General features: G+C 69.2%; 25 protein-coding genes, 1 tRNA gene and 1 pseudogene. 19 read left to right on the plus strand and 8 right to left on the minus strand.

All coding sequences use genetic code 11. The features are described from left to right. Positions 1–62: 62 nt before the first annotated feature. Positions 63–320, minus strand: a complete 258-nt coding sequence (locus AB0O76_RS29890; RefSeq protein ID WP_365497250.1) for a hypothetical protein — start codon at positions 318–320, stop codon at positions 63–65. Positions 321–946: 626 nt separating this feature from the next. Between AB0O76_RS29890 and AB0O76_RS29895 the strand changes: the two genes are divergently transcribed. Further along, entirely contained in the window at positions 947–2,380 is a 1,434-nt protein-coding gene (locus tag AB0O76_RS29895; protein WP_365497252.1) for a condensation domain-containing protein, read from the plus strand. A gap of 223 nt (positions 2,381–2,603) precedes the next feature. Here AB0O76_RS29895 and AB0O76_RS29900 read toward each other — a convergent pair whose 3' ends face one another. After that, entirely contained in the window at positions 2,604–3,983 is a 1,380-nt protein-coding gene (locus AB0O76_RS29900; RefSeq protein WP_365497254.1) for an FAD-binding oxidoreductase, read from the minus strand. A 175-nt stretch (positions 3,984–4,158) separates the two neighbouring features. Continuing rightward, positions 4,159–4,511: pseudogene (locus AB0O76_RS29905) on the minus strand (hypothetical protein). Positions 4,512–4,554: 43 nt separating this feature from the next. On the opposite strand from AB0O76_RS29905, the gene AB0O76_RS29910 reads away from it, so the two are divergent. Further along, a complete protein-coding gene (locus AB0O76_RS29910; RefSeq protein WP_365497256.1) occupies positions 4,555–5,382 on the plus strand; it encodes a LysR family transcriptional regulator in 828 nt (275 codons plus the stop codon). Here AB0O76_RS29910 and AB0O76_RS29915 read toward each other — a convergent pair. Next, a complete protein-coding gene (locus AB0O76_RS29915) occupies positions 5,334–5,873 on the minus strand; it encodes a GNAT family N-acetyltransferase (RefSeq protein WP_365497258.1) in 540 nt (179 codons plus the stop codon). The two genes, AB0O76_RS29910 and AB0O76_RS29915, sit on opposite strands and share 49 nt — an antisense overlap. Positions 5,874–5,967: 94 nt before the next feature. Here AB0O76_RS29915 and AB0O76_RS29920 point away from each other — a divergent pair, with 94 nt between their 5' ends. The 5 genes from AB0O76_RS29920 to AB0O76_RS29940 all read left to right on the plus strand — a co-directional run bounded on the left by AB0O76_RS29920 (position 5,968) and on the right by AB0O76_RS29940 (position 9,527). Next, entirely contained in the window at positions 5,968–6,222 is a 255-nt protein-coding gene (locus AB0O76_RS29920) for a hypothetical protein (protein ID WP_365497428.1), read from the plus strand. A 13-nt stretch (positions 6,223–6,235) separates the two neighbouring features. Next, a complete protein-coding gene (locus AB0O76_RS29925; RefSeq protein WP_365497260.1) occupies positions 6,236–7,435 on the plus strand; it encodes an SPFH domain-containing protein in 1,200 nt (399 codons plus the stop codon). An 89-nt stretch (positions 7,436–7,524) separates the two neighbouring features. Then, positions 7,525–8,109 carry an HhH-GPD-type base excision DNA repair protein gene (locus tag AB0O76_RS29930; RefSeq protein ID WP_365497262.1) on the plus strand — a complete coding sequence of 195 codons (585 nt, stop codon included), beginning with the start codon at positions 7,525–7,527 and terminating at the stop codon, positions 8,107–8,109. A 356-nt stretch (positions 8,110–8,465) separates the two neighbouring features. Next, positions 8,466–8,762, plus strand: coding sequence for a type II toxin-antitoxin system VapB family antitoxin (locus tag AB0O76_RS29935; protein WP_003955420.1), 297 nt, complete (start codon positions 8,466–8,468; stop codon positions 8,760–8,762). Positions 8,763–8,879: 117 nt separating this feature from the next. Next, entirely contained in the window at positions 8,880–9,527 is a 648-nt protein-coding gene (locus AB0O76_RS29940) for a LytR C-terminal domain-containing protein (protein WP_365497265.1), read from the plus strand. Positions 9,528–9,546: 19 nt separating this feature from the next. On the opposite strand, the gene upp is transcribed toward AB0O76_RS29940, so the two are convergent. After that, the gene (gene upp / locus AB0O76_RS29945) at positions 9,547–10,182 is read right to left on the minus strand and encodes a uracil phosphoribosyltransferase (protein WP_160505979.1); all 636 of its coding nucleotides are present in this window, start codon (positions 10,180–10,182) and stop codon (positions 9,547–9,549) included. Positions 10,183–10,302: 120 nt separating this feature from the next. Here upp and AB0O76_RS29950 point away from each other — a divergent pair, with 120 nt between their 5' ends. The 9 genes from AB0O76_RS29950 to AB0O76_RS29990 all read left to right on the plus strand — a co-directional run bounded on the left by AB0O76_RS29950 (position 10,303) and on the right by AB0O76_RS29990 (position 15,862). Further along, a complete protein-coding gene (locus AB0O76_RS29950) occupies positions 10,303–10,515 on the plus strand; it encodes a hypothetical protein (RefSeq protein ID WP_365497267.1) in 213 nt (70 codons plus the stop codon). Between the two features lie 203 nt (positions 10,516–10,718). Next, positions 10,719–11,291, plus strand: a complete 573-nt coding sequence (locus AB0O76_RS29955; RefSeq protein ID WP_365497269.1) for a hypothetical protein — start codon at positions 10,719–10,721, stop codon at positions 11,289–11,291. A gap of 75 nt (positions 11,292–11,366) precedes the next feature. Further along, entirely contained in the window at positions 11,367–11,798 is a 432-nt protein-coding gene (tadA, locus tag AB0O76_RS29960) for a tRNA adenosine(34) deaminase TadA (protein ID WP_360777459.1), read from the plus strand. A 48-nt stretch (positions 11,799–11,846) separates the two neighbouring features. Then, a tRNA-Ser gene (locus tag AB0O76_RS29965) sits at positions 11,847–11,931 on the plus strand. Positions 11,932–12,343: 412 nt separating this feature from the next. After that, complete coding sequence (locus AB0O76_RS29970) at positions 12,344–12,523, plus strand: hypothetical protein (protein ID WP_135331551.1); 180 nt, start codon at positions 12,344–12,346, stop codon at positions 12,521–12,523. 32 nt (positions 12,524–12,555) lie between these two features. Next, the gene (locus tag AB0O76_RS29975; protein ID WP_266864697.1) at positions 12,556–12,849 is read left to right on the plus strand and encodes a Dabb family protein; all 294 of its coding nucleotides are present in this window, start codon (positions 12,556–12,558) and stop codon (positions 12,847–12,849) included. 199 nt (positions 12,850–13,048) lie between these two features. Next, positions 13,049–13,894: an RNA polymerase sigma factor SigF gene (locus AB0O76_RS29980; protein ID WP_365497271.1), complete on the plus strand. Its 846-nt coding sequence runs from the start codon at positions 13,049–13,051 to the stop codon at positions 13,892–13,894. A 244-nt stretch (positions 13,895–14,138) separates the two neighbouring features. Continuing rightward, positions 14,139–14,999 (plus strand): RNA polymerase sigma factor SigF, encoded by an 861-nt coding sequence (locus AB0O76_RS29985; protein ID WP_365497273.1) that lies wholly within the window; start codon positions 14,139–14,141, stop codon positions 14,997–14,999. Positions 15,000–15,619: 620 nt separating this feature from the next. Further along, positions 15,620–15,862 (plus strand): hypothetical protein, encoded by a 243-nt coding sequence (locus AB0O76_RS29990; RefSeq protein WP_365497275.1) that lies wholly within the window; start codon positions 15,620–15,622, stop codon positions 15,860–15,862. A 108-nt stretch (positions 15,863–15,970) separates the two neighbouring features. On the opposite strand, the gene AB0O76_RS29995 is transcribed toward AB0O76_RS29990, so the two are convergent. After that, positions 15,971–16,174, minus strand: a complete 204-nt coding sequence (locus tag AB0O76_RS29995) for a hypothetical protein (RefSeq protein WP_365497277.1) — start codon at positions 16,172–16,174, stop codon at positions 15,971–15,973. Between the two features lie 173 nt (positions 16,175–16,347). Between AB0O76_RS29995 and AB0O76_RS30000 the strand changes: the two genes are divergently transcribed. The 3 genes from AB0O76_RS30000 to AB0O76_RS30010 all read left to right on the plus strand — a co-directional run bounded on the left by AB0O76_RS30000 (position 16,348) and on the right by AB0O76_RS30010 (position 20,308). Further along, the gene (locus tag AB0O76_RS30000; RefSeq protein ID WP_365497279.1) at positions 16,348–16,833 is read left to right on the plus strand and encodes a MarR family transcriptional regulator; all 486 of its coding nucleotides are present in this window, start codon (positions 16,348–16,350) and stop codon (positions 16,831–16,833) included. A gap of 14 nt (positions 16,834–16,847) precedes the next feature. Then, positions 16,848–19,319: an MFS transporter gene (locus tag AB0O76_RS30005; protein ID WP_365497280.1), complete on the plus strand. Its 2,472-nt coding sequence runs from the start codon at positions 16,848–16,850 to the stop codon at positions 19,317–19,319. A 164-nt stretch (positions 19,320–19,483) separates the two neighbouring features. Then, positions 19,484–20,308 (plus strand): YceI family protein, encoded by an 825-nt coding sequence (locus tag AB0O76_RS30010; protein WP_365497282.1) that lies wholly within the window; start codon positions 19,484–19,486, stop codon positions 20,306–20,308. Between the two features lie 71 nt (positions 20,309–20,379). Here AB0O76_RS30010 and AB0O76_RS30015 read toward each other — a convergent pair whose 3' ends face one another. Both AB0O76_RS30015 and AB0O76_RS30020 read right to left on the minus strand, forming a co-directional pair. After that, a complete protein-coding gene (locus tag AB0O76_RS30015) occupies positions 20,380–21,150 on the minus strand; it encodes a TetR/AcrR family transcriptional regulator (RefSeq protein WP_365497284.1) in 771 nt (256 codons plus the stop codon). 93 nt (positions 21,151–21,243) lie between these two features. Next, positions 21,244–22,749, minus strand: a complete 1,506-nt coding sequence (locus tag AB0O76_RS30020) for an MFS transporter (protein ID WP_365497286.1) — start codon at positions 22,747–22,749, stop codon at positions 21,244–21,246. Positions 22,750–22,831: the final 82 nt, after the last annotated feature.

Raw genomic sequence — 22,831 nt, forward strand, 5'->3', positions numbered from 1 at the left:
ACGCACCCCTTCAGGGGTGACCCCGCTCGCGCAGAGCGTCGTGCACGATTACGCCGCCGACCTCAGTAGTCAGAGTGCCGAGTGGTGAAGGCGTTGTTGTACTGGCCGCAGGTGGTGTCGAAGGTCTCGGCGAGACCGAGCACTGCGAGCGGGACGTTGGCCTCGCCCCCCGTCTGCGGACTGCACTCCTGGTAGGGGCGGTAGAGGTCGGACGCATTCGCATTGCCGTCGGCGTAGGCGGTGCCGGCGGCGGCGCCGATGGCGGACAGACCGCCGGCCGCTACCGCTGCGATCATGGCTGCCTGCTGAAACTTACCCATGGAACCTCGGTCCTTCATTGCCTGTACGTTGAGGCTGATTGCCTTCCGTGACCGGGCGAACACTAGCAGTAGTTATCCGGGGGATTCCATGCTGCCGGATGTCCCGTGTCCAAGCGCGGACTTGGGTGCATAACTTCGTCATGTGGATGTGGCGATCGGTGCCGTGGGACGGCCGGGTGGGGACGACCGGAGGACGCACGTGATCGACGTCAGCGACATCGGCGCCTTCCTCGGGCTGGACGTGGGCAAGGGCGAACACCACGCCACGGCAGTTGTTCCCGTCCGCCGTCCCACCTCGCTGCCTACGCCGTACTCGCCCCAGCGACCCGCAGTTCGGGCCCATCGATCCGCGGCGAACAACCATCCCGGCGCGTACCCCGCAACCCGCCCCATCAGCTTGACCAGACTCATAGGGGCACTCCCCGAGTGCCTCAACTCCGGGTTCAACGAGTTCCATTCGGACTAGAAGGAACTCCGCGCCCTCAACCAATTGGCTCACACCCGCCGATCACTTAATCCACTCAAAGGTGGGAAAGCATCATGTTCCAGGAGACTCTGTTCGCAGTCACGGCATTCCCTTGATCGGGTCCACCCGATCAGGGCTCCAACTGCGAACGGAGACGCCCGTGCGAATGACCGACATCCAGCGTTGTGAGGTCCGGCCCGGACGGCTTGTCGAGTGGGCACTCAGTCCGGCGACCGTCACGGCGGCGGCGGGCCTTCCGGAGGACCCCCGGCCGCCGGCGTACGTCCAGGAGTCGCACATCAGGACCGCCCGATCCGTGCAGGAGGACGGCCTGTTCGTGCCGACCTGGCTCGGTACGGCATTCGACATCCCGGGCAGGGTCGACCTCGACGCACTGCAGGACGCGCTGCGCAGCTGGACGCTCCGGCACGAGACGCTGCGCAGCGGCTTCCGCTGGGACGGCGACGAGATGCGCCGGTTCACGCTCGACACCGAGGCCGTGTCACTCCACCGCGAGGTGGTCGGCGACTTCCCCGACGCGGCGCAGCTCGTCCAGCACCTGCAGGACCGTTTCGACGGCGCCGCGAACGCGCTGCGCTGGCCCAACTTCCTCTACACGGCGGTCATCAGGGACGACGGCGCCAGCGTGTACATGGCCTTCGACCACAGCAACGTCGATGCCTACTCCATCCAACGCCTCCCCGCCGATATCCACGAGCTCTACGCGGCAGCCGTCGAGGGCCGCCCCGTGGAGGAGCCGCCCGTCGGCAGTTACGTCGACTTCTGCGAGATCGAGCGGGCGGAAGCGGACCGGATCGACGACACTCACGCGATCGTCGCCCGCTGGCGGGAGTTCATCCGGCGGTGCGACGGGAAGCTGCCCAACTTCCCCGTCGAACTCGGTCTGAAGCCCGGCGGGACCCTGCCCACGCAGAAGCTCATGCGCGAGATGCTCGTCGACGCGGACACCGCCGCGGAGTTCGAGGCGTACTGCCGACCCTTCGGTGGCAGCCTCGTCGGCATCCTGGCCGCCACCAGCCTCATCGTCCACGAGATCGGCGGACAGCCCGTCTACCGCGCCGTCATGCCGTTCCACACCCGGGTGAAGTCGGCGTGGTGCGACTCCGTGGGCTGGTACGTCGGTGGCGCGCCGATCGAGATCCCCATGGACCAGGCACCCGATTTCCCCTCTGCCCTGACAGCCGTGCGTGCCGAGCTGCGGGCCAACAGGTCGCTGGCACGTATGCCCCTCGCCCGAGTGCTGCGCCTGCTCGGCTCGGACTTCCGCCCGACCTCGCCCGACCTGTACTCGATCGTCTCGTACGTCGACGCGCGAGGCATCCCCGGGTCGGAGCGCTGGGACGAGCTGACGGCTTACGGACTCGTCAGGGTGTCCTACGGCGACCAGGTGTGCGTCTGGCTCAACCGACTCCAAGAAGGCCTGTGGTTCGCCTGTCGCTACCCCGAAACCGACGCCGCCTACAAGAACATGCGGCTGTATCTCGAGCGGTTGCGGGACGTCATCCTCGCAGTGGCCAGCGAGCAACGCGCTGACCGTGAACCGGCATCACACGCGGTGCACGGAATGGTCTGACGGAGCGTCACTCGCCCGGTGCGCTCCGGCGTGCCGGGCCGGCGGCTCATCGCGCTACGGGGCAACGCCTCGCTCGCCGCCGGGCGCAGAGGTCCTCAACGCCTGCCGACGGGCCACTCGCACGACGTGGTTGGTCAGCTACGGCCGACTGCCCTGAGTGGCGCGGACGCCGACCCCGCGGTGAGCAGGTCAGGACGCTCCCGTACGCCTCAGAACCCCCAGGTCACCGGTCCGGCTCGATGTTCTGGTTGGCGTGGAACAGGTTGGCCGGGTCGTAGGCGTTCTTGATGCCCGTGAGGCGGGCGTAGTGGTCGCGGTAGGTGGCCTTCACGCGGTCCTGGCCCTCGCCGTCGCCGATGAAGTTCACGTAGGAGCCGCCCATCGAGTGCGGGTGCAGCTCTTCCCAGTAGTCGACGCACCACTGCCTGACCGTCTCCGCGTTCGCCGGGTCGGGGTCGACGCCGCCGATGATTCCGGACCAGACCGCGTCGCGGTACGACCACGCGGTGTCCTCCGGGTCGACGCGGCCGGCGGCCCCGTCGACGGGATAGAGGTGCATGGTCGACAGGTCGGTGGGGAGGTTCTCGGCGTACTTGGCGTGCACGTCGACGGCGTCGTCGGTGATCCGGTCGAAGAAGTCGCCGCGCCAGTACCACTGCAGGCCGGTGGGGATCAGCTCGTCGAACATGCTCTGCAGCGCCGGGTACGGCATCGGTGCCGTGAAGTGGAAGATCGGCTTGCCCGGTTCGTGCACGGCGGCGAGGGCCGCGTCGGCGTCGTCCGGGTCGCCAAGCCAGCACCACACGATGCCGCACATCTTGTGGCCGTGGATCTCCTCCGGGAACGGCGGGCCCGGCGGGACGACGAGCGCCGCGAAGAAGCCGTTCAGGTCCTCGGGTGCCTGGGGCAGGAACTCCCGGTACCAGCGCAGCACATCGCGGGTCTGGTCGGCCGGCCAGAGGGTGACCGCCACGACCACGTCGCCCACCGGGTGCAGCCGGAAGCGGAACGACGTGACGATGCCGAAGTTCCCGCCGCCGCCGCGCAGGGCCCAGAACAGGTCGGGGTGCTGCGACTCGCTCGCGACGACGAAGCTGCCGTCGGCCAGCACGACGTCCGCGGCGATGAGGCTGTCGATCGTCAGGCCGTACTTGCGGGTGAGGTGGCCGTGGCCGCCGCCGAGGGTGAGGCCGCCGACGCCCGTCGTCGACATGATTCCGGCGGGGATGGCGAGGCCGAAGGTGTGCGCCGCGTGGTCGAGGTCGCCCAGCTGAGTGCCGCCGCCGACGCGGGCTGTCCGCGCCACGGGGTCGACGCGGGCCCAGCGCATGGGCGACAGGTCAATGGTGACGGCGTCGTCGACCTCGCAGAGCCCCGCTCCGCTGTGGCCGCCGCCCCGGACGGCGAGCTCCAGGTCCTGGTCGCGGATGAAGTCGACGGCGGCCATCACGTCCGCCGCGTCCGAGCAGCGCACGATGGCGGCCGGATACCTGTCGATCATCGCGTTGTAGATCTTGCGGGCGTCGTCGTACGCGGGATCCTGCGGGCCGATCACCGGGCCGCGCAGGGCGCTTCTCATGTCGTCGAGGGTGGTGCCGTCCATGACGGTCGCTCCTTGCCGATACGCCGATACGCGGACCGCTGCCCCTCCCGGGCTCGTACGCCGGCGTCCTGGCGCCCCCCGTCAGCCGCAGAGCTGACCTCTCCAGCATCCCGCCGGCCGGCGGGACCCGCAATTCGCGGGGCCGCACCCGGGCCGAGCAGGACAGCTCCGATTGCTAGACGAAAAAGCTGTCGTGCTTGACGAGGAATTCGCCGAACTCCTTTCCGCCCTTCTGCGCCATCTCCGCCACCTTCTCGAAGTACTCCTCGCGCGGCGCGCCCGGCGAGGAGAGCATGATCATGGAGGCGGGGTCGTCGCTGTCGTTCTTGAAGGCGTGCAGTCCGCCGACCGGCACATAGAGGAGAGCGACTTGTGGAAGTGGGTTTTCGGGCCAGGGGACTTGGGGCCCATGTCCACCTTGTAGAGGCCGAATTCGCCGCCGGTGGAGGCGTGTGTCGCGAGGTAGTGTGTGCGGTTGCCGCCGGGGCGGACGATTTCGGGTGCTGACCTTATCCAGCACCGGGGCACCGGCCTCGTTAGTTGTGCGAAATCGTTCCGGTGCAGGATTAAGATGGCCGCCCTGGAGAAGGAGGCGGGCATCGCCCGCCTGGAGCGGACAGGACGCGGGGTGCGGCCGACGGACGCGGGGCGGCTGCTCACCGAGTACGCGGTCGCCATCGGCAAGCATGTCGCCGAGGCGGAGACCGCCATCGGCGAGCTGCGGGCCGGGCGGACGGGGCGGGTCTCGATGCGGTACTTCACCACGGCGGGCACGGCCCTTGTGGCGCCCGCGATCGCCGCGCTGCGGCGCGAACAGCCCTGGGTGAAGGTCGAGTTGAAGCTGTCCGACCCGGACGACCCGATGCCGGATGTGCGGAACCGGCAGGCCGACATCGCGCTCGTGGTCCGTCCCGGCGGCCAACTCGACGTGGACGGCGTGCGGTTCATCCATCTCCTGGACGACCGGTACCACGCGGTGCTGCCCGCGGGGCACCGCCTGGCCGCCGAGCCGCTGCTCGAACTGACGGACCTCGCCGATGAGCCGTGGGTCGCCAGCGAGTCGCCGGGCCCCTGCCTCGACCCGATTCTCGAAGCCTGCGGCGCCGCCGGCTACAGCCCGGACTTCGTGGTGGAGAGCGGCGATTACGCCACGGCGCAGGGCTTCGTCGCCGCCGGTCTCGGCGTCAGCCTCGTCCCGCAACTCGGCCTGGACGCCCACCACTCCGGCGTGGTCGTACGCCCCGTCCACAACCCGGTGCCGGTCCGTTCGATCTACGCGGCGGTGCGCGGCGGAGCACCGGACAGTCCCGCCCTGCGGGGTCTTGTCGACGCGCTGCGGGACGCGGTCGCTCAGTTGGCCCCGGGCGAGTCGGCCGGTACGGAAGGCGGCGCCGCGTAACACCGCACCGTGACGGTCCGCCGCGGGCCCCAGTGCTGCTCACCCGTACCGAGAAAGCGCCAGCCCGTACGTTCGTAGAGCGCGGTCGCCGAGGTGTCGGACGCGACGACGTCCAGAACCGGGTGGAGCCCCAGCTCCCCGGCCTCCGCCACCACCCGCTCAAGGAGCCGCGCCCCGATCCCGTACCCACGGGCCTCCGGCGCGACGAAGAGCCGACTGACCACGGCAGTCGCCTCCCTGCCCTCGCTCCACAGCGCGGGCGCCACGTCGTCCGGCGCGCCGGGGCAGAGCACGATGTGCCCGACGACCTGCCCGTCGAGCTCGGCGACCCAGGCCCCGACGGGCGCGGCCGTGGCCAGCCAGTCGGCGGGCCGCTCCGGCCAGTCGGTCGGGTAGCCGTCGAGCGCGTGCACCTGGGCAAGCGCCCGTACGCAGGCGTCGAGGTCAGAGACGCGGCGGGGACGGACACGAACTACCGGGGCTCGACTCATCGACGTATGCAAGCACATGGGCCGTCGGCATGCCGGGCGCGTAAAGTCGGGACGGACAGAGCCTGCATGACACGGGGGAGGCGGCCGCGAAGTGGTGGCGCCGGATGAGGCTGTGATCGGCTGTACCGGTGAACTCGTCATCGGGACCCGCGGATCCGCGGGTCCGGGCGAGGTCCTGGTGCGGATCCGCGGGGGTTCCGAGACGTTTCTCGCCTGGTCCGACGAGCCGCTGCCGCACGGCGCCGCCGTGCTCGTGATCCAGTCACGGGGGAGCCGCCAAGTCGATGTCATCAAGTGGGCTGACCCGTTGGACGCGTTGACCGGCGACAGCGCCGGCGACGCCGGTTGAGGAGAGTCGATCCATGTTCGGTTACCGCGTTCCCGCCCCTGACCAGGCGATGTTGATCTCGGGCGGCAGGCGAGGTCTCGGGGGTGCCCCGTTCCGGGTGGTGACAGGGCATGGCAAGTTCGTACTGCCCGTCTTCCGCAAGACCCGCTTCCTGACCCTCTCCATGTGCGAGGCGGAGGTCGTCGAGAACTGCGTGACCCGGCAGGGCATCGCGCTGAGCGTGCGCGCCGTCATCGCGTTCAAGGTCGGCAACGACACGGAGAGCATCGTCAACGCGGGCCAGCGCTTCCTCTCCGACCAGGACCAGATGTCCATCCTGACCGGCCGCATCTTCGCGGGCCATCTCCGGTCCATCATCGGCTCGATGACGGTCGAGGAGATCGTCACCGAGCGGCAGAAGCTGGCCACCGAGGTCCTTGACACCTCGAAGTCCGAGATGGCGAAGATCGGCCTGCATGTGGACTCGCTGCAGATCCAGTCCATCGACGACGGCGACACGGGCTACATCGACGCCATGTCCGCCCCGCACAAGGCCGCCATCCAGCGCCAGGCGCAGATCGCCCAGGCGAAGGCCACGCAGGCCGCGGCCGAGGCCGAGCAGGAGGCGGCACGGAACCAGGCCGAGTACGCGCGGCAGACCGCGATCGTGCAGGCCGAGTACTCCGCCGAGGTCGAGCGCGCCCAGGCCAAGGCCGCCCAGGCGGGCCCCCTCGCGGAGGCGCACGCCCAGCAGGAGGTGCTCGACGCCCGGACCGAACTGGCCGAGCGGGCCGCCCAGTTGCGCCAGCAGCAGCTGGTCGCGGAGGTGGTCAAGCCCGCGGAGGCGGACGCCGAGCGCATCCGGGTGCTCGCCCTCGCCGAGGCCGAGCGGATGAAGATCCAGGCGGAGGCGGCGGCGTCGTACGACCGTGTCGCGCTCGACCGCATGCTGATCGACCAGCTGCCGCTGATCGTGAAGGAGGCGGCGACGGGCCTCTCCGGCGCCAACGTCAACGTACTGAACGGGGCGGACGGGCTCGGCGAGATCGCGGCCGGACTCGTCGGTCAGGGCCTGACGATCCTGGAGTCGGTACGGAACAACCTGGGCACACCGGCGTCCGACGGACAGGGCGGGCGCGAACCGGGTGACCTCAAGCGGTACTTGGGGGCGCCGGCTCAGCGCAAGGACGCGGACGGCGGCGGCAAGAGCGACGGCCCGGTCGAGATCGAGTAGCGCGGTGCGGGCAGCGCTTGGGCCCGCACTGGGGATTGCCCCGGATACCCGGGCGTGCGGAGCCGTTGTCCGCGGGAGATCATCGACTCATGGACGTGACCCTTCACCTTGCCCAGCAGCCGGACGCGGACGAGCTGCTCGGGCGCAGTCCGCTGGCGGCGCTCGTCGGCATGCTGCTCGACCAGCAGGTGCCCATGGAGTGGGCGTTCTCGGGCCCGTACACGATCGCGCAGCGGCTCGGTGCCGATGATCTGGACGCGCACGAGATCGCGGCGTACGACCCCGAGGCGTTCGCCGAGCTGCTCTCCGCCAAGCCTGCGGTGCATCGCTATCCCGGGTCGATGGCCAAGCGGATCCAGCAGCTGTGCCAGTACCTGGTGGATCACTACGACGGTGACGCCACCGCCGTGTGGGAGGGCGCCGCGAACGGCAAGGACCTCCTCAAGCGCCTGAACGAACTCCCCGGCTTCGGGAAGCAGAAGGCGCAGATCTTCCTGGCCCTGCTGGGCAAGCAGTTGGGTGTACGCCCTGAGGGCTGGCGGGAGGCGGCGGGCGCCTACGGCGAGGCGGACGCGTACCGCTCGGTCGCGGACATCACGGGCCCGGAGTCCCTCCAGAAGGTCCGCACCCACAAGCAGCAGCTCAAGGCCGCGGCAAAGGCCTCCGGCAAGTAACGCGGTCCGGCACCCCGCGGCTCCGCCCGCACGAACAAGCCTCTCCCGCCCACCCACCCGATTGCCCCGCAATCAGCGCCCGCAGCGTGCTGGACCCGGTTGCCCAGCTGGGCGCACCACGCACAACCCAGAGGACCGGAAGACTCAGTTCCGGACGTCACCCCCGTGACAGGCGAAGACACGTTAGAGGGGTTTGTGACCCCCGTCATGGACGGCATCCGCCGGCTGTCGCTCACTTCGGGCCCTGCTCCCGGCTTGAGTGTTCCCGGTTTGCCCCGCTTTCCTGCGTCATTTCCCAGCGTCGCACTCCGTCTCCATGGCTGCGCCCGGAGAGCCTTGACCGGTAGGCTTTCCGTGTGATCTTCAAGCGCATCGGAAACGGCCGGCCGTACCCCGACCACGGCCGGGAAAGCACCCGGCAGTGGGCGGACGTCGCACCGCGCCCGGTCCGCCTCGATCAGCTCGTGACGACCAAGGGCCAGCTGGACCTCGAGACGCTCCTCGCGGAGGACTCGACGTTCTACGGCGACCTCTTCGCGCACGTGGTGAAGTGGCAGGGCGACCTCTACCTCGAAGACGGGCTGCACCGCGCGGTCCGCGCGGCGCTCCAGCAGCGCCAGGTGCTGCACGCCCGCGTCCTCGAGCTGGGCTGAGACCGGTGCCGTCCCTCCGTCCGGGGCCCGCCGCGTATTGGCCCTTTAGGGTTGGACTGCGCCCGAGCCAATGATCATCTAGTAGGCATCACGGCGTTGCCGCACTACGCTGCGCCCATGAGCATGCTCACTCCCCCCGGCATGGGCCGAAAGTACCGCATCACGGGGGCCAAATATCCGCGTATGCGCCGGAACCGCGGCCCCCGCAGGATCGTGCTCGCGGTCATCGCGTCCGTCGTCGCCGTCGGCCTGGTCGGCTGGGGAACCCTGCAGCTCATCGACGTCTTCACGGGCGGCGACAAGGCCACAGCCGCGGGCTCGCGAGCCGGCTGCGACCCCAAGGCGGCACCCTCGGCCAAAGCGCCCGCGCCGAAGCCACTGCCCAAACCGGGCCAGATCAAGGTCAACGTCTTCAACGCCACGCCCCGCGGCGGCCTCGCCAAGAACACTGCGGCCGAGCTGAAGAAGCGCGGCTTCGCCATCGGCAAGGTGGGCAACGCGACGAAGGCGTACGACAAGAAGGTCAAGGGCACCGGGATACTGCTCGGCGCCAAGACCGCCACGGACACCGCGATCCCCGTACTCGGCACCCAGCTCGCCGGCACCGAGCAGCGCACGGACGCCCGCAAGGGCGGCGAGGTGGACCTCATCCTGGGTACGCAGTTCAAGGATTTGGCAAAGAAAGAGGACGCCGACAAGGCCCTGGCGGAACTCGCCAAGCCCAAGCCGACGCCCTCGGCGTCCAGCGGCAAGAAGAACTGCTGAGCGCTACGACTACTGAGCGCTACTCCGCGGTCCCGTACATCCGGTCCCCGGCGTCACCGAGTCCCGGCACGATGTACCCGTTCTCGTTGAGCCGCTCGTCGACCGAAGCCGTCACGACCGTCACCGGCGTGCCCGCGAGCTCGCGCTCCATGACCTCGACGCCCTCGGGCGCCGCGAGGAGCACCACGGCGGTCACATCGTCCGCGCCGCGCTTGATCAGCTCCTGGATGGCCGCGACGAGCGTGCCGCCGGTGGCCAGCATCGGGTCCAGGACATAGACCTGGCGGCCGGAGAGGTCCTCCGGCATCCGCGTCGCGTACGTCGACGCCTGGAGCGTCTCCTCGTCGCGGATCATCCCGAGGAAGCCCACCTCGGCGGTCGGGAGCAGCCGCACCATGCCGTCCAGCATGCCGAGCCCCGCGCGCAGGATCGGCACGACCAGGGGGCGCGGGTGGGACAGCTTGACGCCCGTCGTCGGCGTGACCGGGGTCTCGATGTCGACCTGCTCGGTGCGCACGTCCCTGGTGGCCTCGTACGCGAGCAGGGTGACCAGCTCGTCGGCGAGGCGCCGGAAGGTCGGGGAGTCGGTGCGCTTGTCGCGCAGCGTGGTGAGTTTGTGCGCCACCAGCGGGTGGTCGACGACGTGGATCCGCATGCCCTCAACAGTAACCGCGCCCCGGGCCACCCGGACTCCCTCGCGCTCCGACTGCCTCGCGGTGGCTTCAAACCCGCCATCCGGGGGAAAGTGGACGTACGACCTGGGGTGGTGTGGCCTATGGCGGACCAAGAGCCGGAGCGCGCAGCCGACGGGACGTCGCGCGGCGCCCATGAGAGCGACCTCGACACCGAGGCGGAGCGTCGGCGCCGCCGCGCCCAGTTCCTCCACGAACTGGCCGAGGCGCGCGAACTCCGGGACCGTGTGAGGCCGCGCCGCGCCCGGGCGGCACGGATGCGTCAGCAGATGCGTATGCGCACGTTCCGCTGGTAGCGACCACCTCTCAGGCAGGCAACGGGGAGCCGTCCGCGAAACGCGACGCGGACACAGCGGGCGGAAGACCTCTCCTCAGGCCGTGGTTTCTGCCACGATTCCGAGTGGGCGGGGCTTGAACAGCACTCCCCCGCTCCCCGAACTCGCCGGGGGGACACCCAAACCGTCAACCGGCACTGTCTATGACCAGTGGGAGAGTCACGGTGTACTTCGCCGCACTGCTCGCGCGCACCGAAGACGGGTGGGAAGCGAGCGACACGGAGCTCGACGATGTGGAGACCCTGGCGGATCTGGCCGACCTGGCCCGTGAAGCCACGGCCGAATACGACGACGACACGGTGCTCGTTTTCATCGAACAGGAAGACGCGTGGTTCGGCGTCGTCCGCGTGGACGGTGAGGAGGACCCTCGTATTTACGTCTCGGACGCGGCCGCGGCCGCCCGCAGTTCGTACGGAGAGATCCTGCTCACCGACGAGATGCTCGGCCGTGAGCCGGGCGCCGACGATCCAGGGGTCGACCTGGACGCCCTCGACCTCGACGGCACGGAGGACGGCGAACCCGCCGCGTCCGAGGCCGGCGCAGGATCCGACGGCGACGATGACGACGCCGAGGGCTCCGGTGGCGACGCCGTGCCCGCGGGGCCGCTCGGCGACACGGAGCTCCTGACCGACCTCGGCGTACCGGAGAAGGAGCTGCTCGCTCTGGAGGCCGGTGACGCGCTCAGCGAGATCGCCGAGATCCTCGGGGCGGCGGAGGTGCTGGAGACCGTCCGCTAGGTTCCCGGTGTGACCGACCAGACCGACCAGACCGACCAGACACCCGACCCCGTACGCGACCGCTGGCGGGCGCCCATGCGGCTCGCCCTGGCCGAGGCCGAACTGGCCGTCCGGGGTGGCGACGTGCCCGTCGGCGCCGTCGTGCTGTCCCCGGACGGCACGACGGTGCTCGCGGCGGGCCACAACGAACGCGAGGCGACCGGCGACCCCACGGCGCACGCGGAGGTGCTCGCCATCCGCCGGGCGGCCGAGACGCTGGGCGAGTGGCGGCTGACCGGCTGCACGCTCGTCGTGACCCTGGAGCCCTGCACCATGTGCGCGGGCGCGCTCGTGCAGTCGCGCGTCGACCGGGTCGTCTACGGAGCGCGTGACGAGAAGGCGGGCGCCGCGGGCTCGCTCTGGGACGTCGTACGCGATCGACGGCTCAACCACCGGCCCGAGGTGATCCACGGGGTCCTCGCGGAGGAGGCCGCGGGGCTTCTCACCCGCTTCTTCCGCACACGCTGAGCCAAACGGATTTCAGACCACGGGCACCTTTGGGCTAGAGTTCCTCTCGGTAGCGTGTCCGAGCGGCCGAAGGAGCTCGCCTCGAAAGCGAGTGTGGGGAAACTCACCGAGGGTTCAAATCCCTCCGCTACCGCTCTCAACACGAAGGGCCCCGTCCAGTGGACGGGGCCCTTCGTCGTTCGTGATGAATGTTCGTGATGAATGTTCGTGATGAACGTGTCGTGAAAGTCAGGCCGGGGGAAGCGGCATCGGGGGGACAAGCCGCTCCCCCCGATGAGGACTGGAACCCTCAAGTCAGCGCCGTCATCCGGGGGGAAGCCGACGGCGCGTGACCCCGCAGTGGGGCCAGTCCCGTGCCCGCGGATTCCTGCCAGATCCGCTGGGGCACATCACCCATCCTGCTCCCCCCGATACCGGGCGAAGTCCGGCAAAGGGCCTGTGCCATGGGGCCGTTGGTCCTTAAAAGCCCTGTGAGGACACGCCGGGTTAGACTCTCGCCCGTCACAGAGGTCACACGGGGCGCGCGTAAGGGGAGGCCGAAGAGCGTGGCGGTGCAGTGGAAAAAGGTCGGGCTCTTCGCGGTCGTCGTCTTCATCCTGTACGTGATCATCACCGACCCCGCCAAGGCGGCTGACTACGTACAGATAGGCTTCGAGGCGGTCTCGAGTGCCGCTCAGAGCATCGGCGACTTCATGACGTGGGTCGCCAACGGCGGCAAGGACTGAGCGGCGCGTCCCCGCCTTCCCAGGAGTTCCGCATGATCCGCCATCTGGTCCTCTTCAAGCTCAACGACGGTGTACAGCGCGACGAGCCGCGCGTCGTCGAGGGCGTCAAGGCCTTCCGCGCGCTCGGCGAGCAGATCCCGGAGCTGACGTTCTGGGAGTGCGACTGGAACATCACCGACCGGCCCATCGCGTACGACTTCGCCATCAACTCGGCGGTCGAGGACACCGATGCGCTGAAGCGGTACATCGAGCACCCGGCCCATCAGGCGGGCGTCGCCCTGTGGCGGGAGTTCGCCACGTGGGTGATCGCGGACTACGAATTCTGAGCCGTCAGCCAAAAGAGCCCCTCACCGGAACGGTGAGGGGCTTTTCTGCGTCTTAAGCCCCAACTTGCCCCTCAACACGTAGTTATCGGGTGCTTGCGCACAGTGCACATGTCTTGTGATGCTATGACCGCCTTTGACGGATAGGTTGACCGAGGTCGGCTGATCGTGACTGAGCTCGACTGGGCTTGACCGAGAAGGGGTGGCGTTGACCGTGCCGGCCAGTACTGCGCCTGAAGCACCACCCGTGACGCCCCAAGCGAGCACGCCGAGCACGCCGAGCACCCGCGGCGCCGACACCAGGGCCCTGACGCAGGTACTCTTCGCCGAGCTCAAGGAACTCGAACAGGGCAGCCCCGAGCACGGCCGGGTGCGCGGCGCCCTCATCGAGGCGAATCTGCCGCTGGTGCGGTACGCGGCGGCCCGCTTCCGCAGCCGCAACGAGCCGATGGAGGACGTCGTCCAGGTCGGCACGATCGGCCTGATCAACGCCATCGACCGCTTCGACCCCGAGCGCGGCGTGCAGTTCCCGACCTTCGCGATGCCCACCGTGGTCGGCGAGATCAAGCGGTACTTCCGCGACAACGTACGAACGATCCACGTCCCGCGCCGCCTTCACGAGCTGTGGGTGCAGGTGACCGGGGCGACCGAGGATCTCACCACGGCCTTCGGGCGCTCGCCCACGACCGGGGAGATCGCCGCACGCCTTCGGATCACCGAGGAGGAGGTCCTGGCCTGCATCGAGGCCGGACGCTCGTACCACGCAACGTCGTTGGAGGCGGCCCAGGAGGGCGACGGCCCGCCCGGTCTGCTCGACCGGCTCGGCTACGAGGACCCGGCGCTCGACGGTGTCGAACACCGCGACCTCGTCCGCCATCTCCTCGTCCAACTGCCCGAGCGCGAACAGCGGATCCTGCTCCTCCGCTACTACAGCAATCTGACACAGTCACAGATCAGCGCAGAGTTGGGCGTTTCCCAGATGCATGTGTCTCGGCTCCTCGCCAGAAGCTTCGCGCGACTACGATCCGCAAACCGGATCGAGGCGTAACCGTATCGAGTGGATCGCGCCTCGCGCGGTTCTCGACATTCCTTCGCGTCCAAATCCCCCGCACCCCCTCTCTCCTGCGGTGATGTCACCCTTCTTTGTCGACATGTAACTACAGCGTGTTGCCGACATGTGACATTCTGCTGGAACCGCGTTTGCCGCAGCCCCACGTCCGGTATTCAGGTGGAGGCTGCGTTCCTCCGACGGGAGCGTCCGCCGTGACCGTCCGCGACCTCAAGGGGGTGGCATGTCCGCAGACCAGGGCAGCTCGAAGGTGCTCACGCTCACGAAGAGCGAAATCGCGCCCGACGCGCTTCCAGCCGAAGCCGTGACCACGGCTTCTGGAGCCATCGACACCCGCACCCTGTCCCGCTCCCTTTTCCTGCGGCTCGCCGCACTCGACAAAGACAGCCCGGAGCGCGTCTATGTGCGTGACACGCTGATCGAGCTCAACCTCCCTCTCGTCCGGTACGCGGCGGCGCGCTTCCGCAGCCGCAACGAACCGATGGAGGACATCGTCCAGGTCGGCACGATCGGTCTGATCAAGGCGATCGACCGCTTCGACTGCGAACGCGGCGTGGAATTCCCGACGTTCGCGATGCCGACCGTCGTCGGTGAGATCAAGCGCTTCTTCCGCGACACGAGTTGGTCGGTGCGCGTCCCGCGCCGCCTCCAGGAGCTGCGGCTCGCGCTGACCAAGACCAGCGACGAGCTGGCCCAGCGGCTCGACCGCTCCCCGACGGTGCCGGAGCTCGCCAAGGCGCTGGGGGTGTCCGAGGAGGACGTGGTCGACGGGCTCGCGGTGGGGAACGCCTACACGGCGTCCTCGCTGGACTCGCCCGCCCCCGAGGACGACGGCGGCGAGGGCTCCCTCGCGGACCGCCTCGGCTACGAGGACAGCGCCCTGGAAGGCGTCGAGTACCGCGAGTCCCTCAAGCCGCTGCTCGCCAAGCTGCCGCCGCGCGAGCGCCGCATCATCATGCTGCGCTTCTTCGCGAACATGACGCAGTCGCAGATCGGCGAGGAGGTCGGCATCTCGCAGATGCATGTGTCCCGGCTGCTCACCCGGACTCTCTCTCAGCTTCGGGAAGGGCTGATCGCCGACTGAGTCGCCGGGTGCGTCGCCGGCTGCGTCGCCGGTGGTCAATTCGCCACGGGGTGGCCGGTGTTGCTGACGGGGTTCCTAAGTGACGGACCGTCAGCCACACTGGCGCGATGCGACGTGGCGTACGGAACGTAGCGGCTGCGCTGTGTCTGGGCGGCAGCCTGAGCGGTGGGCTTGTTGCCTGCGGCAGCGGGGGCGGCGACGGCTATGTCGCCACCGGGGCGGCGGCGGAGAACCCTGCGAAGGCTGGTCCTGGCGTGGCGCCTACCGGAGACGTGGAGCTGGTCCCGCTGGACGGCAGTGAGGCGCCGCCCGGCGGCAAGGGTGACTCCTCCCGGGCACCGGAGGGGAGTGACTCCTCAGGTGGCGGTCCTGTCGGTGAGTCGTCGCCTGGTAGTGACTCACCTGGCGGCAAGTCGTCTGACGGCGGAGCGAGTTCGGATGCTCCGGCCTCGCCCGGCGGTTCGGTCCCTGACAGTGGCGATGACGACTCCGGTCGTACAGAGGGTCCTTCGGATTCTCCGTCCGCGCCCGGCAGCAGCGCGCCGCCCCCCGCCGGGCCCGCGAAGCTCAGTGTCGGTGAACCTGAGCTGAAGCCTGCCGATGAGCGGTGGTGCGAGAAGGTGACCGTCGCCTTCCGCAACACCGGGGAATCCGCGGTGCGTTCAGGGACGGTCACCTTTGAGACGCACGTCATCGGGGCGCTTGGCGTCGACTGGGCGACGCTTGAGTCCAGCGAGAAGCTGCCTGCGCCTATCGGCGCGGGGAAGCGGGTGGAGAAGACCTGGTCTGTTTGCGTGGACCCGTGGCGGGTGCCGTTGGGCATGCACATCGAGACTCAGGACGTCTCGGTGGAGTGGAAGTAGGGGCGGTCGGCTCTCGTAGCGCGGGCTGTTTGTGGTTGCTCGCGCAGTTCCCCGCGCCCCTAAAGGGCGCCCCCGGCAGGGGCGCGTGCCCCTGCTGAAGCGGTGACGCTACTTGAGCGCCAGCCACGCCACGCCCGCCACCACCGCGATCGCCACCACGATTCCGATGATCAAGCCGATGCGCGGGCCCGAGGACGCGGACGTCTGCTGCTGGCGGCTGCCCTGCGGCTCCTCGTCCACGAAGGCGCGGAACATCTGCGTGCTGCCGGCGGGGTCGGGGTTGCCCTGGGGACCCTGGGGGTTGTGTGCCATGGGGAAGGACCCTAGCGAATCCTCCGCTCCCGGCCCAACCCCCCTCTGACCATGGACTTTACGAGGGTGGTCCCAGACCTTTGCCGACTCTTTAGGGCGTTGGTCCGGTTTTAGTTTGCCTGCGGCAACCAACTGTCTCTATCGTTGCCCTAAGCAACCACATGGGAGGTGCCGTGGCCGCGCAGCGTCAGTACGAGGAGCTGGCCCGACAGCTCAGCGCGATCGGTGCCGTGAAACGTGGCCTGGGACGTGGCCTGCCGGCCGACTGCCCGGGCGGAACCGCTGCCGTACTCGTCCTGCTCGACCGGCACGGCGAGATGCGGATGAGCAGGCTCGCCGAACTGCTCGCCGTGGACATGTCCGTGACCAGCAGGCACGTGGCCCATGTGGCGGAGAAGGAGTGGATCCACCGGGATCCCGACCCTGCCGACAAGCGCTCCCGGATCCTGCGCCTGACCCCCGCGGGCAAGGCAAAGGTCGATGAGCTGTCCGACCTGTCCATCAGGACACTCACCCATTACTTGCATGACTGGACCGACGACGAGGTCGTCCAGCTCAGCACGCTGCTCGCGCGGCTGCGCAACAGCTTCGGGGACTGCCGTGCGGCTTCGGCCCGGCTCCCCCACCCCTCTGAAGAGACCACCCGTACACCCGCGTAACGAAGAGGAAGCCCATGGCAACAACCACACCATCCGGTGTGCGGGGCAGCCACGCCAAGCACGGGGCGCATGATGACGGCGCCCCCATGACGCACCGCCAGATCATGGAGGCCCTTTCCGGCCTGCTGCTCGGCATGTTCGTCGCGATCCTGTCCTCGACGATCGTCTCCAACGCCCTGCCCGAAATCATCGGCGACCTCGGCGGCGGCCAGTCCGCCTACACCTGGGTCGTCACCGCATCGCTCCTTGCGATGACGGCGACCACCCCGCTGTGGGGCAAGCTGTCCGACCTCTTCAGTAAGAAGGCGCTCGTACAGATAGCCCTGATCATTTATGTCCTGGGATCGGTGGTCGCCGGGCTCTCGCAGAACGCGGGCATGCTCATCGCCTGCCGCGTCGTGCAGGGCATCGGTGTCGGCGGGCTCTCCGCCCTCGCGCAGATCGTGATGGCCGCGATGATCTCCCCGCGTGAGCGCGGGCGTTACTCCGGCTACCTCGGCGCGACCTTCGCCGTCGCTACCGTCGGTGGTCCGCTGCTCGGCGGTGTCATCACCGACACCGACTGGCTCGGCTGGCGCTGGTGCTTCTACGTCGGCGTGCCCTTCGCGATCATCGCCCTGATCGTCCTGCAGAAGACCCTGAAGCTCCCCGTCGTGAAGCGGGACGTCAAGGTCGACTGGGCCGGCGCCTTCTTCATCTCCGCGGCCGTCTCGCTGCTCCTGGTCTGGGTCACCTTCGCCGGTGACAAGTACGACTGGCTGTCCTGGCAGACGTACGCGATGGTCGGCGGTTCGGTCGTGCTCGGCGCGATCTTCCTCTTCGTCGAGTCCAAGGCGAGCGAGCCGATCATCCCGCTGCGGCTCTTCCGCAACCGCACCATCACGCTGGCCTCGCTCGCCTCGCTCTTCGTGGGTGTCGCGATGTTCGCGGGCACGGTGTTCTTCAGCCAGTACTTCCAGCTGGCGCGCGACAAGTCGCCGACGATGTCCGGCGTCATGACGATCCCGATGATCGGCGGCCTCTTCGTCTCCTCGACGGTCTCAGGACAGATCATCACCAAGACCGGCAAGTGGAAGGCCTGGCTGGTCGCGGGTGGCGTGCTTCTGACCGCGGGGCTCGGCCTTCTCGGCACGATGCGGTACGACACCGAGTACTGGCACATCGCGATCTTCATGGCGATCATGGGCCTCGGCGTCGGCATGATGATGCAGAACCTGGTGCTCGCCACGCAGAACCAGGTCGCCCCCGAGGACCTCGGTTCCGCGAGCTCCGTCGTCACCTTCTTCCGTTCCCTCGGTGGTGCCATGGGTGTCTCGGCGCTCGGCGCCGTGATGTCCACGCGTATCACCGACTACGTGAAGGATGGGCTTGAAGACCTCGGCCCGAAGGCTGCGGGCATGGGCCACGGCGGCACCGGTGGCGGTGGCATCCCCGACCTGGACGCCCTGCCCGCGCCGTTCCGTACGGTCATGGAGAGCGCCTACGGGCACGGCATCGCCGATGTCTTCCTGATCGCCGCGCCGATGGCCCTCATCGCCTTCCTGATCACGCTCTTCATCAAGGAGGTCCCGCTGCGTACGTCGGGTGCCCTCGCCCAGGCCGACGAGTCGTCCGAGCCGTCCGAGTCGTCCGAGCCGTCCGAGTCTCCGGCCACCGAGAAGCTCGCCGCGGTCGCCTCGTCCGCCGCCGGGGACGCCCCGGTGCAGACCACGGGCGGCGGCACTCCGGTGCGCGGCTTCGTGCGGGGCGCGGAGAGCGCTCCGGTGCCGCGGGCCGCGGTCACGCTGATCTCCCTCGGGGGACGGCAGCTGGGGCGTGCGGTGGCGCAGGGCGACGGGTCCTACGCCGTGGACGCCCCGGGCGCGGGCTCGTACGTACTGATCGCATCTGCCGACGGCTTCCAGCCGCAGGCTTCGACGATCGTCGTGGCCGACGAGGCACTCGCGTACGACATCCTGCTGAGCGGCACGAGCGGCCTCACCGGTGTGGTGCGGGCCTCCGACGGCAAGCTGCCGGTCGCGGGCGCGATGGTCATCGTGACGGACGTACGCGGCGATGTCCTGGCCACCGGACTCACCGCCGACCAGGGCGAGTTCACCTTCGCCGAGCTGGTGCCGGGACAGGTGACCATCGCGGTGAACGCCGCGGGGCACCGCCCGATGGCGCTGCCGGTCGAGGTCGGCGCGGTCGGCGTCACCCGGGTCGAGGTCGAGCTGAAGGCCGGTTCGCAGGTGCTCGGCACCGTGCGGGCCAAGGGCGGACCGCTGAACGACGCGCGGGTCACGCTGGTGGACGCGGCGGGCAACGTCGTCGCCACCGCCACCACGGGGTCGGACGGGGCGTACGCCTTCACCGACCTGGACATCGGCGAGTACACGGTCATCGCGACCGGCTACCCGCCGGTGGCGACCGGCCTGACCGTCGCCGGAGAAGGTGACCGCAATGTCGTCGACCACGACATCGAACTCGCCCACCCCGGCGAGTAATTGACCCCGGCCCGTGCGCGCGCACTCGAGCGGATGCGCGCGTACGGGCCGGTGTGGAAAGGGCCTCCGGATCGGTGGTGACGCACACGGCAGGGGACGGCCGTGTCACCACCGCCGGGGGCCGCACTCTTTTTGAAGCTTGGCTCGGCAAGGAGATAAACGGGATGGGATCGGGACTTACGGCGCGGATCCGGACGCGTGACGGCTGGGCGGTATCCCACGCCGTCGTCACCCTCACCGACATGACGGGTACGCAGGTGCTGCGGGCCGCGGCGGACGAGGAGGGCACGGTGCGCGACACCACGGCGCTGTCGGCAGGACCGTACACGGTGATTGTCACCGCGGTCGGCTACGCGCCCGTGGCCTCGACCGCGCTCGTCACCGCGAGCGGCCGCGCCGAGGTCGGCAGCGTCGTCCTCGCCCGGCAGGGCGGCACCGAGCTGCCGCCGCCGGGGCCGTGGACCATCGACCCCGCGCATTCCACCGTGGGGGCTACCGCGCAGCACCTGGGGATCACCAGCGTGCACGGCCGGTTCACGGAGTTCGGCGGGCGGATCGACATCTCCGAGGACGTCGAAAAGTCCCGGGTCGATGCGGTCATCAAGTCCTCCTCCATCGACACGGGCAACGGCATGCGGGACGGGCACCTGAAGTCCCCCGACTTCCTGGACGTCGACCAGTACCCCGAGCTCACCTATCGCTCGACCGGTCTCACGCCCGCGGGCTCCGACCGCTGGACGGTGCACGGCGAACTGACCATGCACGGTGTCGTACGCCCCGTCGACCTGGAGCTCAGCTATCTCGGTACGGGCGCGGATCCCTGGGGCGGCACGAGGGCGGCCTTCCGGGCCACCGCCGAACTGCGCCGCGAGGACTTCGCGATGAACTACAACCAGGTCGTCCAGGCGGGCATCTCCGCCATCGGAACCACCCTGCGGGTGGAGCTGGACATCCAGGCGGTGCAAGGGGATTCGCTGCCGCAGGGGTAGCGGTTCTCCGCGGCGCAGACGTGGGTGGGAGACATCCGCCGCGAAGGCACGGTCATAGGCCCAGGGGCCCGCTACAGCTTCGACTCGATCCCCGCGATCAGCAGGTCGAGGGCGACCGAGAAGTCCAGCTCCCACATCTCCTCGACCGTGCTCCCGCCCCGCGCGTCCATCATGTCGGAGGCACTGTTCAGGGTCTCCTCCAGCTCCGGATCGGACCTGACGGCGCCCATCGCCTCCTTGAAGTACTCCGCCGGAGTCATCCCCGCCGCGGCGCACCGCGCGAGGTAGTGGCCCTGCACGGTGCCGAAGCCGTACACGAACTGGAAGACCGCGGCGATCGCACCCGTCTGCTTCTCCGTCGGCAGACCGGTGCTGCGCACCACCTGCTGCACCGCGAGGGCGAACTTGATCCAGTTCGGCCCGATGTTCAGGAAGGTGCCGACCAGGGGTGACACCCAGGCGTGCCGGACCAGCAAGGCCCGGTATTCCTGGGCCAGTTCCCGCAGGGACTCGCGCCACCGGTCGGGGACGACGGACTCCGGGTCCGGCAGGTTCATCTCGCCCGCGGCCGAGTCCAGGGCCAGTTCGAGCAGGTCGTCCTTGGTGTCGACGTACCAGTACACGGACATCGCCGTGACGTTCAGCTCGGCGGCCAGGCGCCGCATGGAGAACTTGGCGAGGCCCTCCTCGTCGAGGAGACGGACCGTGGCCTCGGTGATGCGGTCACGGTCCAGGCCCGTCGGCTGATCACTCCTGCGGCCCGCGCCGTTCCTGGGGGCCTTGCCCTCCAGCCAGACGCTGGTCCGCGCGGGGCGCTTCGCGCGGTCGGCTGCCTTCACCATGGCGCACCTTCCTGGTCCTGAGCTCTTGTACCGGTGGTCCGGAGCGGGCGGCGGAACAGACCGGAATGATCCAGTCCGCCGCCCTCCTCGATGCTATGCGGACCCCGTCTTGGCAGAGTCTGCCCTTTCCGCCCGCTTCAGCAACGCGGCCGCGACAACGCCTCCGAGGAACACCGCCACGGCCCCCACCAGCTGACTGGTCTCCAGGCCCGAGGAGAACGCGTCGGCGATCCGCGTCCGCTCGCCCTCCGTACGGGCCGCGGCGAGCGCGGCGGGCAGCGAGGCCGCGGACACGGCCACGAGCGAGGCGAACTTCGAATTCAGGACCGCGCCGAGTACGGCCACGCCGAGCCCGTTGCCGAACTCCGCGAGCGTGCCGTTGACGCCCGCGCCGACGCCCGCCTTCTCCGGCGGTATCGCGCTCATGATGGCGTTGGCCATGGCGGGCATGGCCAGTGCGATGCCCGCGCCCATCACGATGAGCCCGGTCAGCATCCCGCCGTAGTTGTCGCCGCCGAGCACGGCGATCGCGACGAGCCCCGCGGAGAGGAGGGTCATGCCGATGGCGATGGTGACCGGGGTGCTCGTCTTCTTAAGAAGCCGTGCGCCGAGGCCGGTGAAGTTGAGCGCGACCACGGTGACCGCGAGCGGTGCCGTCCGCAGACCGGCCTCCAACGGCTCGTACCCCAGGACGAACTGGAGGTGCTGGGTGAGCAGGAAGAGCGAGCCGCCCATGCCGAAGGCGACCAGGATGGCGCCCGCGACGGCGCCGATGAAGCGCTGGTTGCGGAAGAAGTGCATGTCCAGCATCGGGTACGGGATGCGCAGCTCCCACCAGACGAAGACGCCGAGTACGACGACACCCACCGCGGCCGCCACCAGGACCTGCGTCGACGTCCAGCCGTGCTCGGGCCCGGAGATGATCGCGTAGACGACCGACGCCATGCCGATGGTGGAGAACACCGCGCCGAGCAGGTCGGGCCGGTCGCCCTGCGGGTTCTTGGACTCGGGGATCAGCTTCACGACGGCGACGAAGCCGAGGACCGCGACGGGGATGTTGATCAGGAAGATCGCGCCCCACCAGAAGTGGTTCAGCATGACGCCGCCGACCAGCGGGCCGATCGCGAAGCCGAGGGAGTTGACGGTCGACCAGAGGCCGATCGCCTTCATCCGCTCGCTGTCGTCGAAGATCTGCACGATGACGGCGAGCGTGGTGGTCATCAGGAGCGCGCCGCCGATGCCCATCCCGGCCCGCGCTGCGATGAGCTGCGTGGAGGACTGGGCGAGGCCCGCGACCAGCGAGCCGATGCCGAAGAGGGCGAGGCCCGCGGCGAGCATCTTCTTGCGGCCGTAGCGGTCGGCGGCGCTTCCCGCGGTGAGCAGGAGGCCGGACTGGACGAGCGAGTAGGCGTTGATCATCCACTGGATGTCGGCCGTGGACGCGTCCAGCTCCTTGGTGAGGGAGGGGATCGCGACGTTCAGGACGGTGTTGTCCAGGAGGACGGTGAGCGTGGCGAGGCAGATGACGCCGAGGATCAGCCAGCGCTGAGGGTGTGCCTGGGGGGTGGTGGGGGTCTCGGCGGTCGTCGTTGCCGTCATACCCTCTCCTTCTTCTTGTACGGCGTACGGGAGGTGAGCGATGTACACCGTAAGGCATCTCCCGTACGCCGTACAAGAGGGT

This window comes from Streptomyces sp. NPDC086554, assembly GCF_040686095.1.
Lineage (GTDB): Bacteria > Actinomycetota > Actinomycetes > Streptomycetales > Streptomycetaceae > Streptomyces.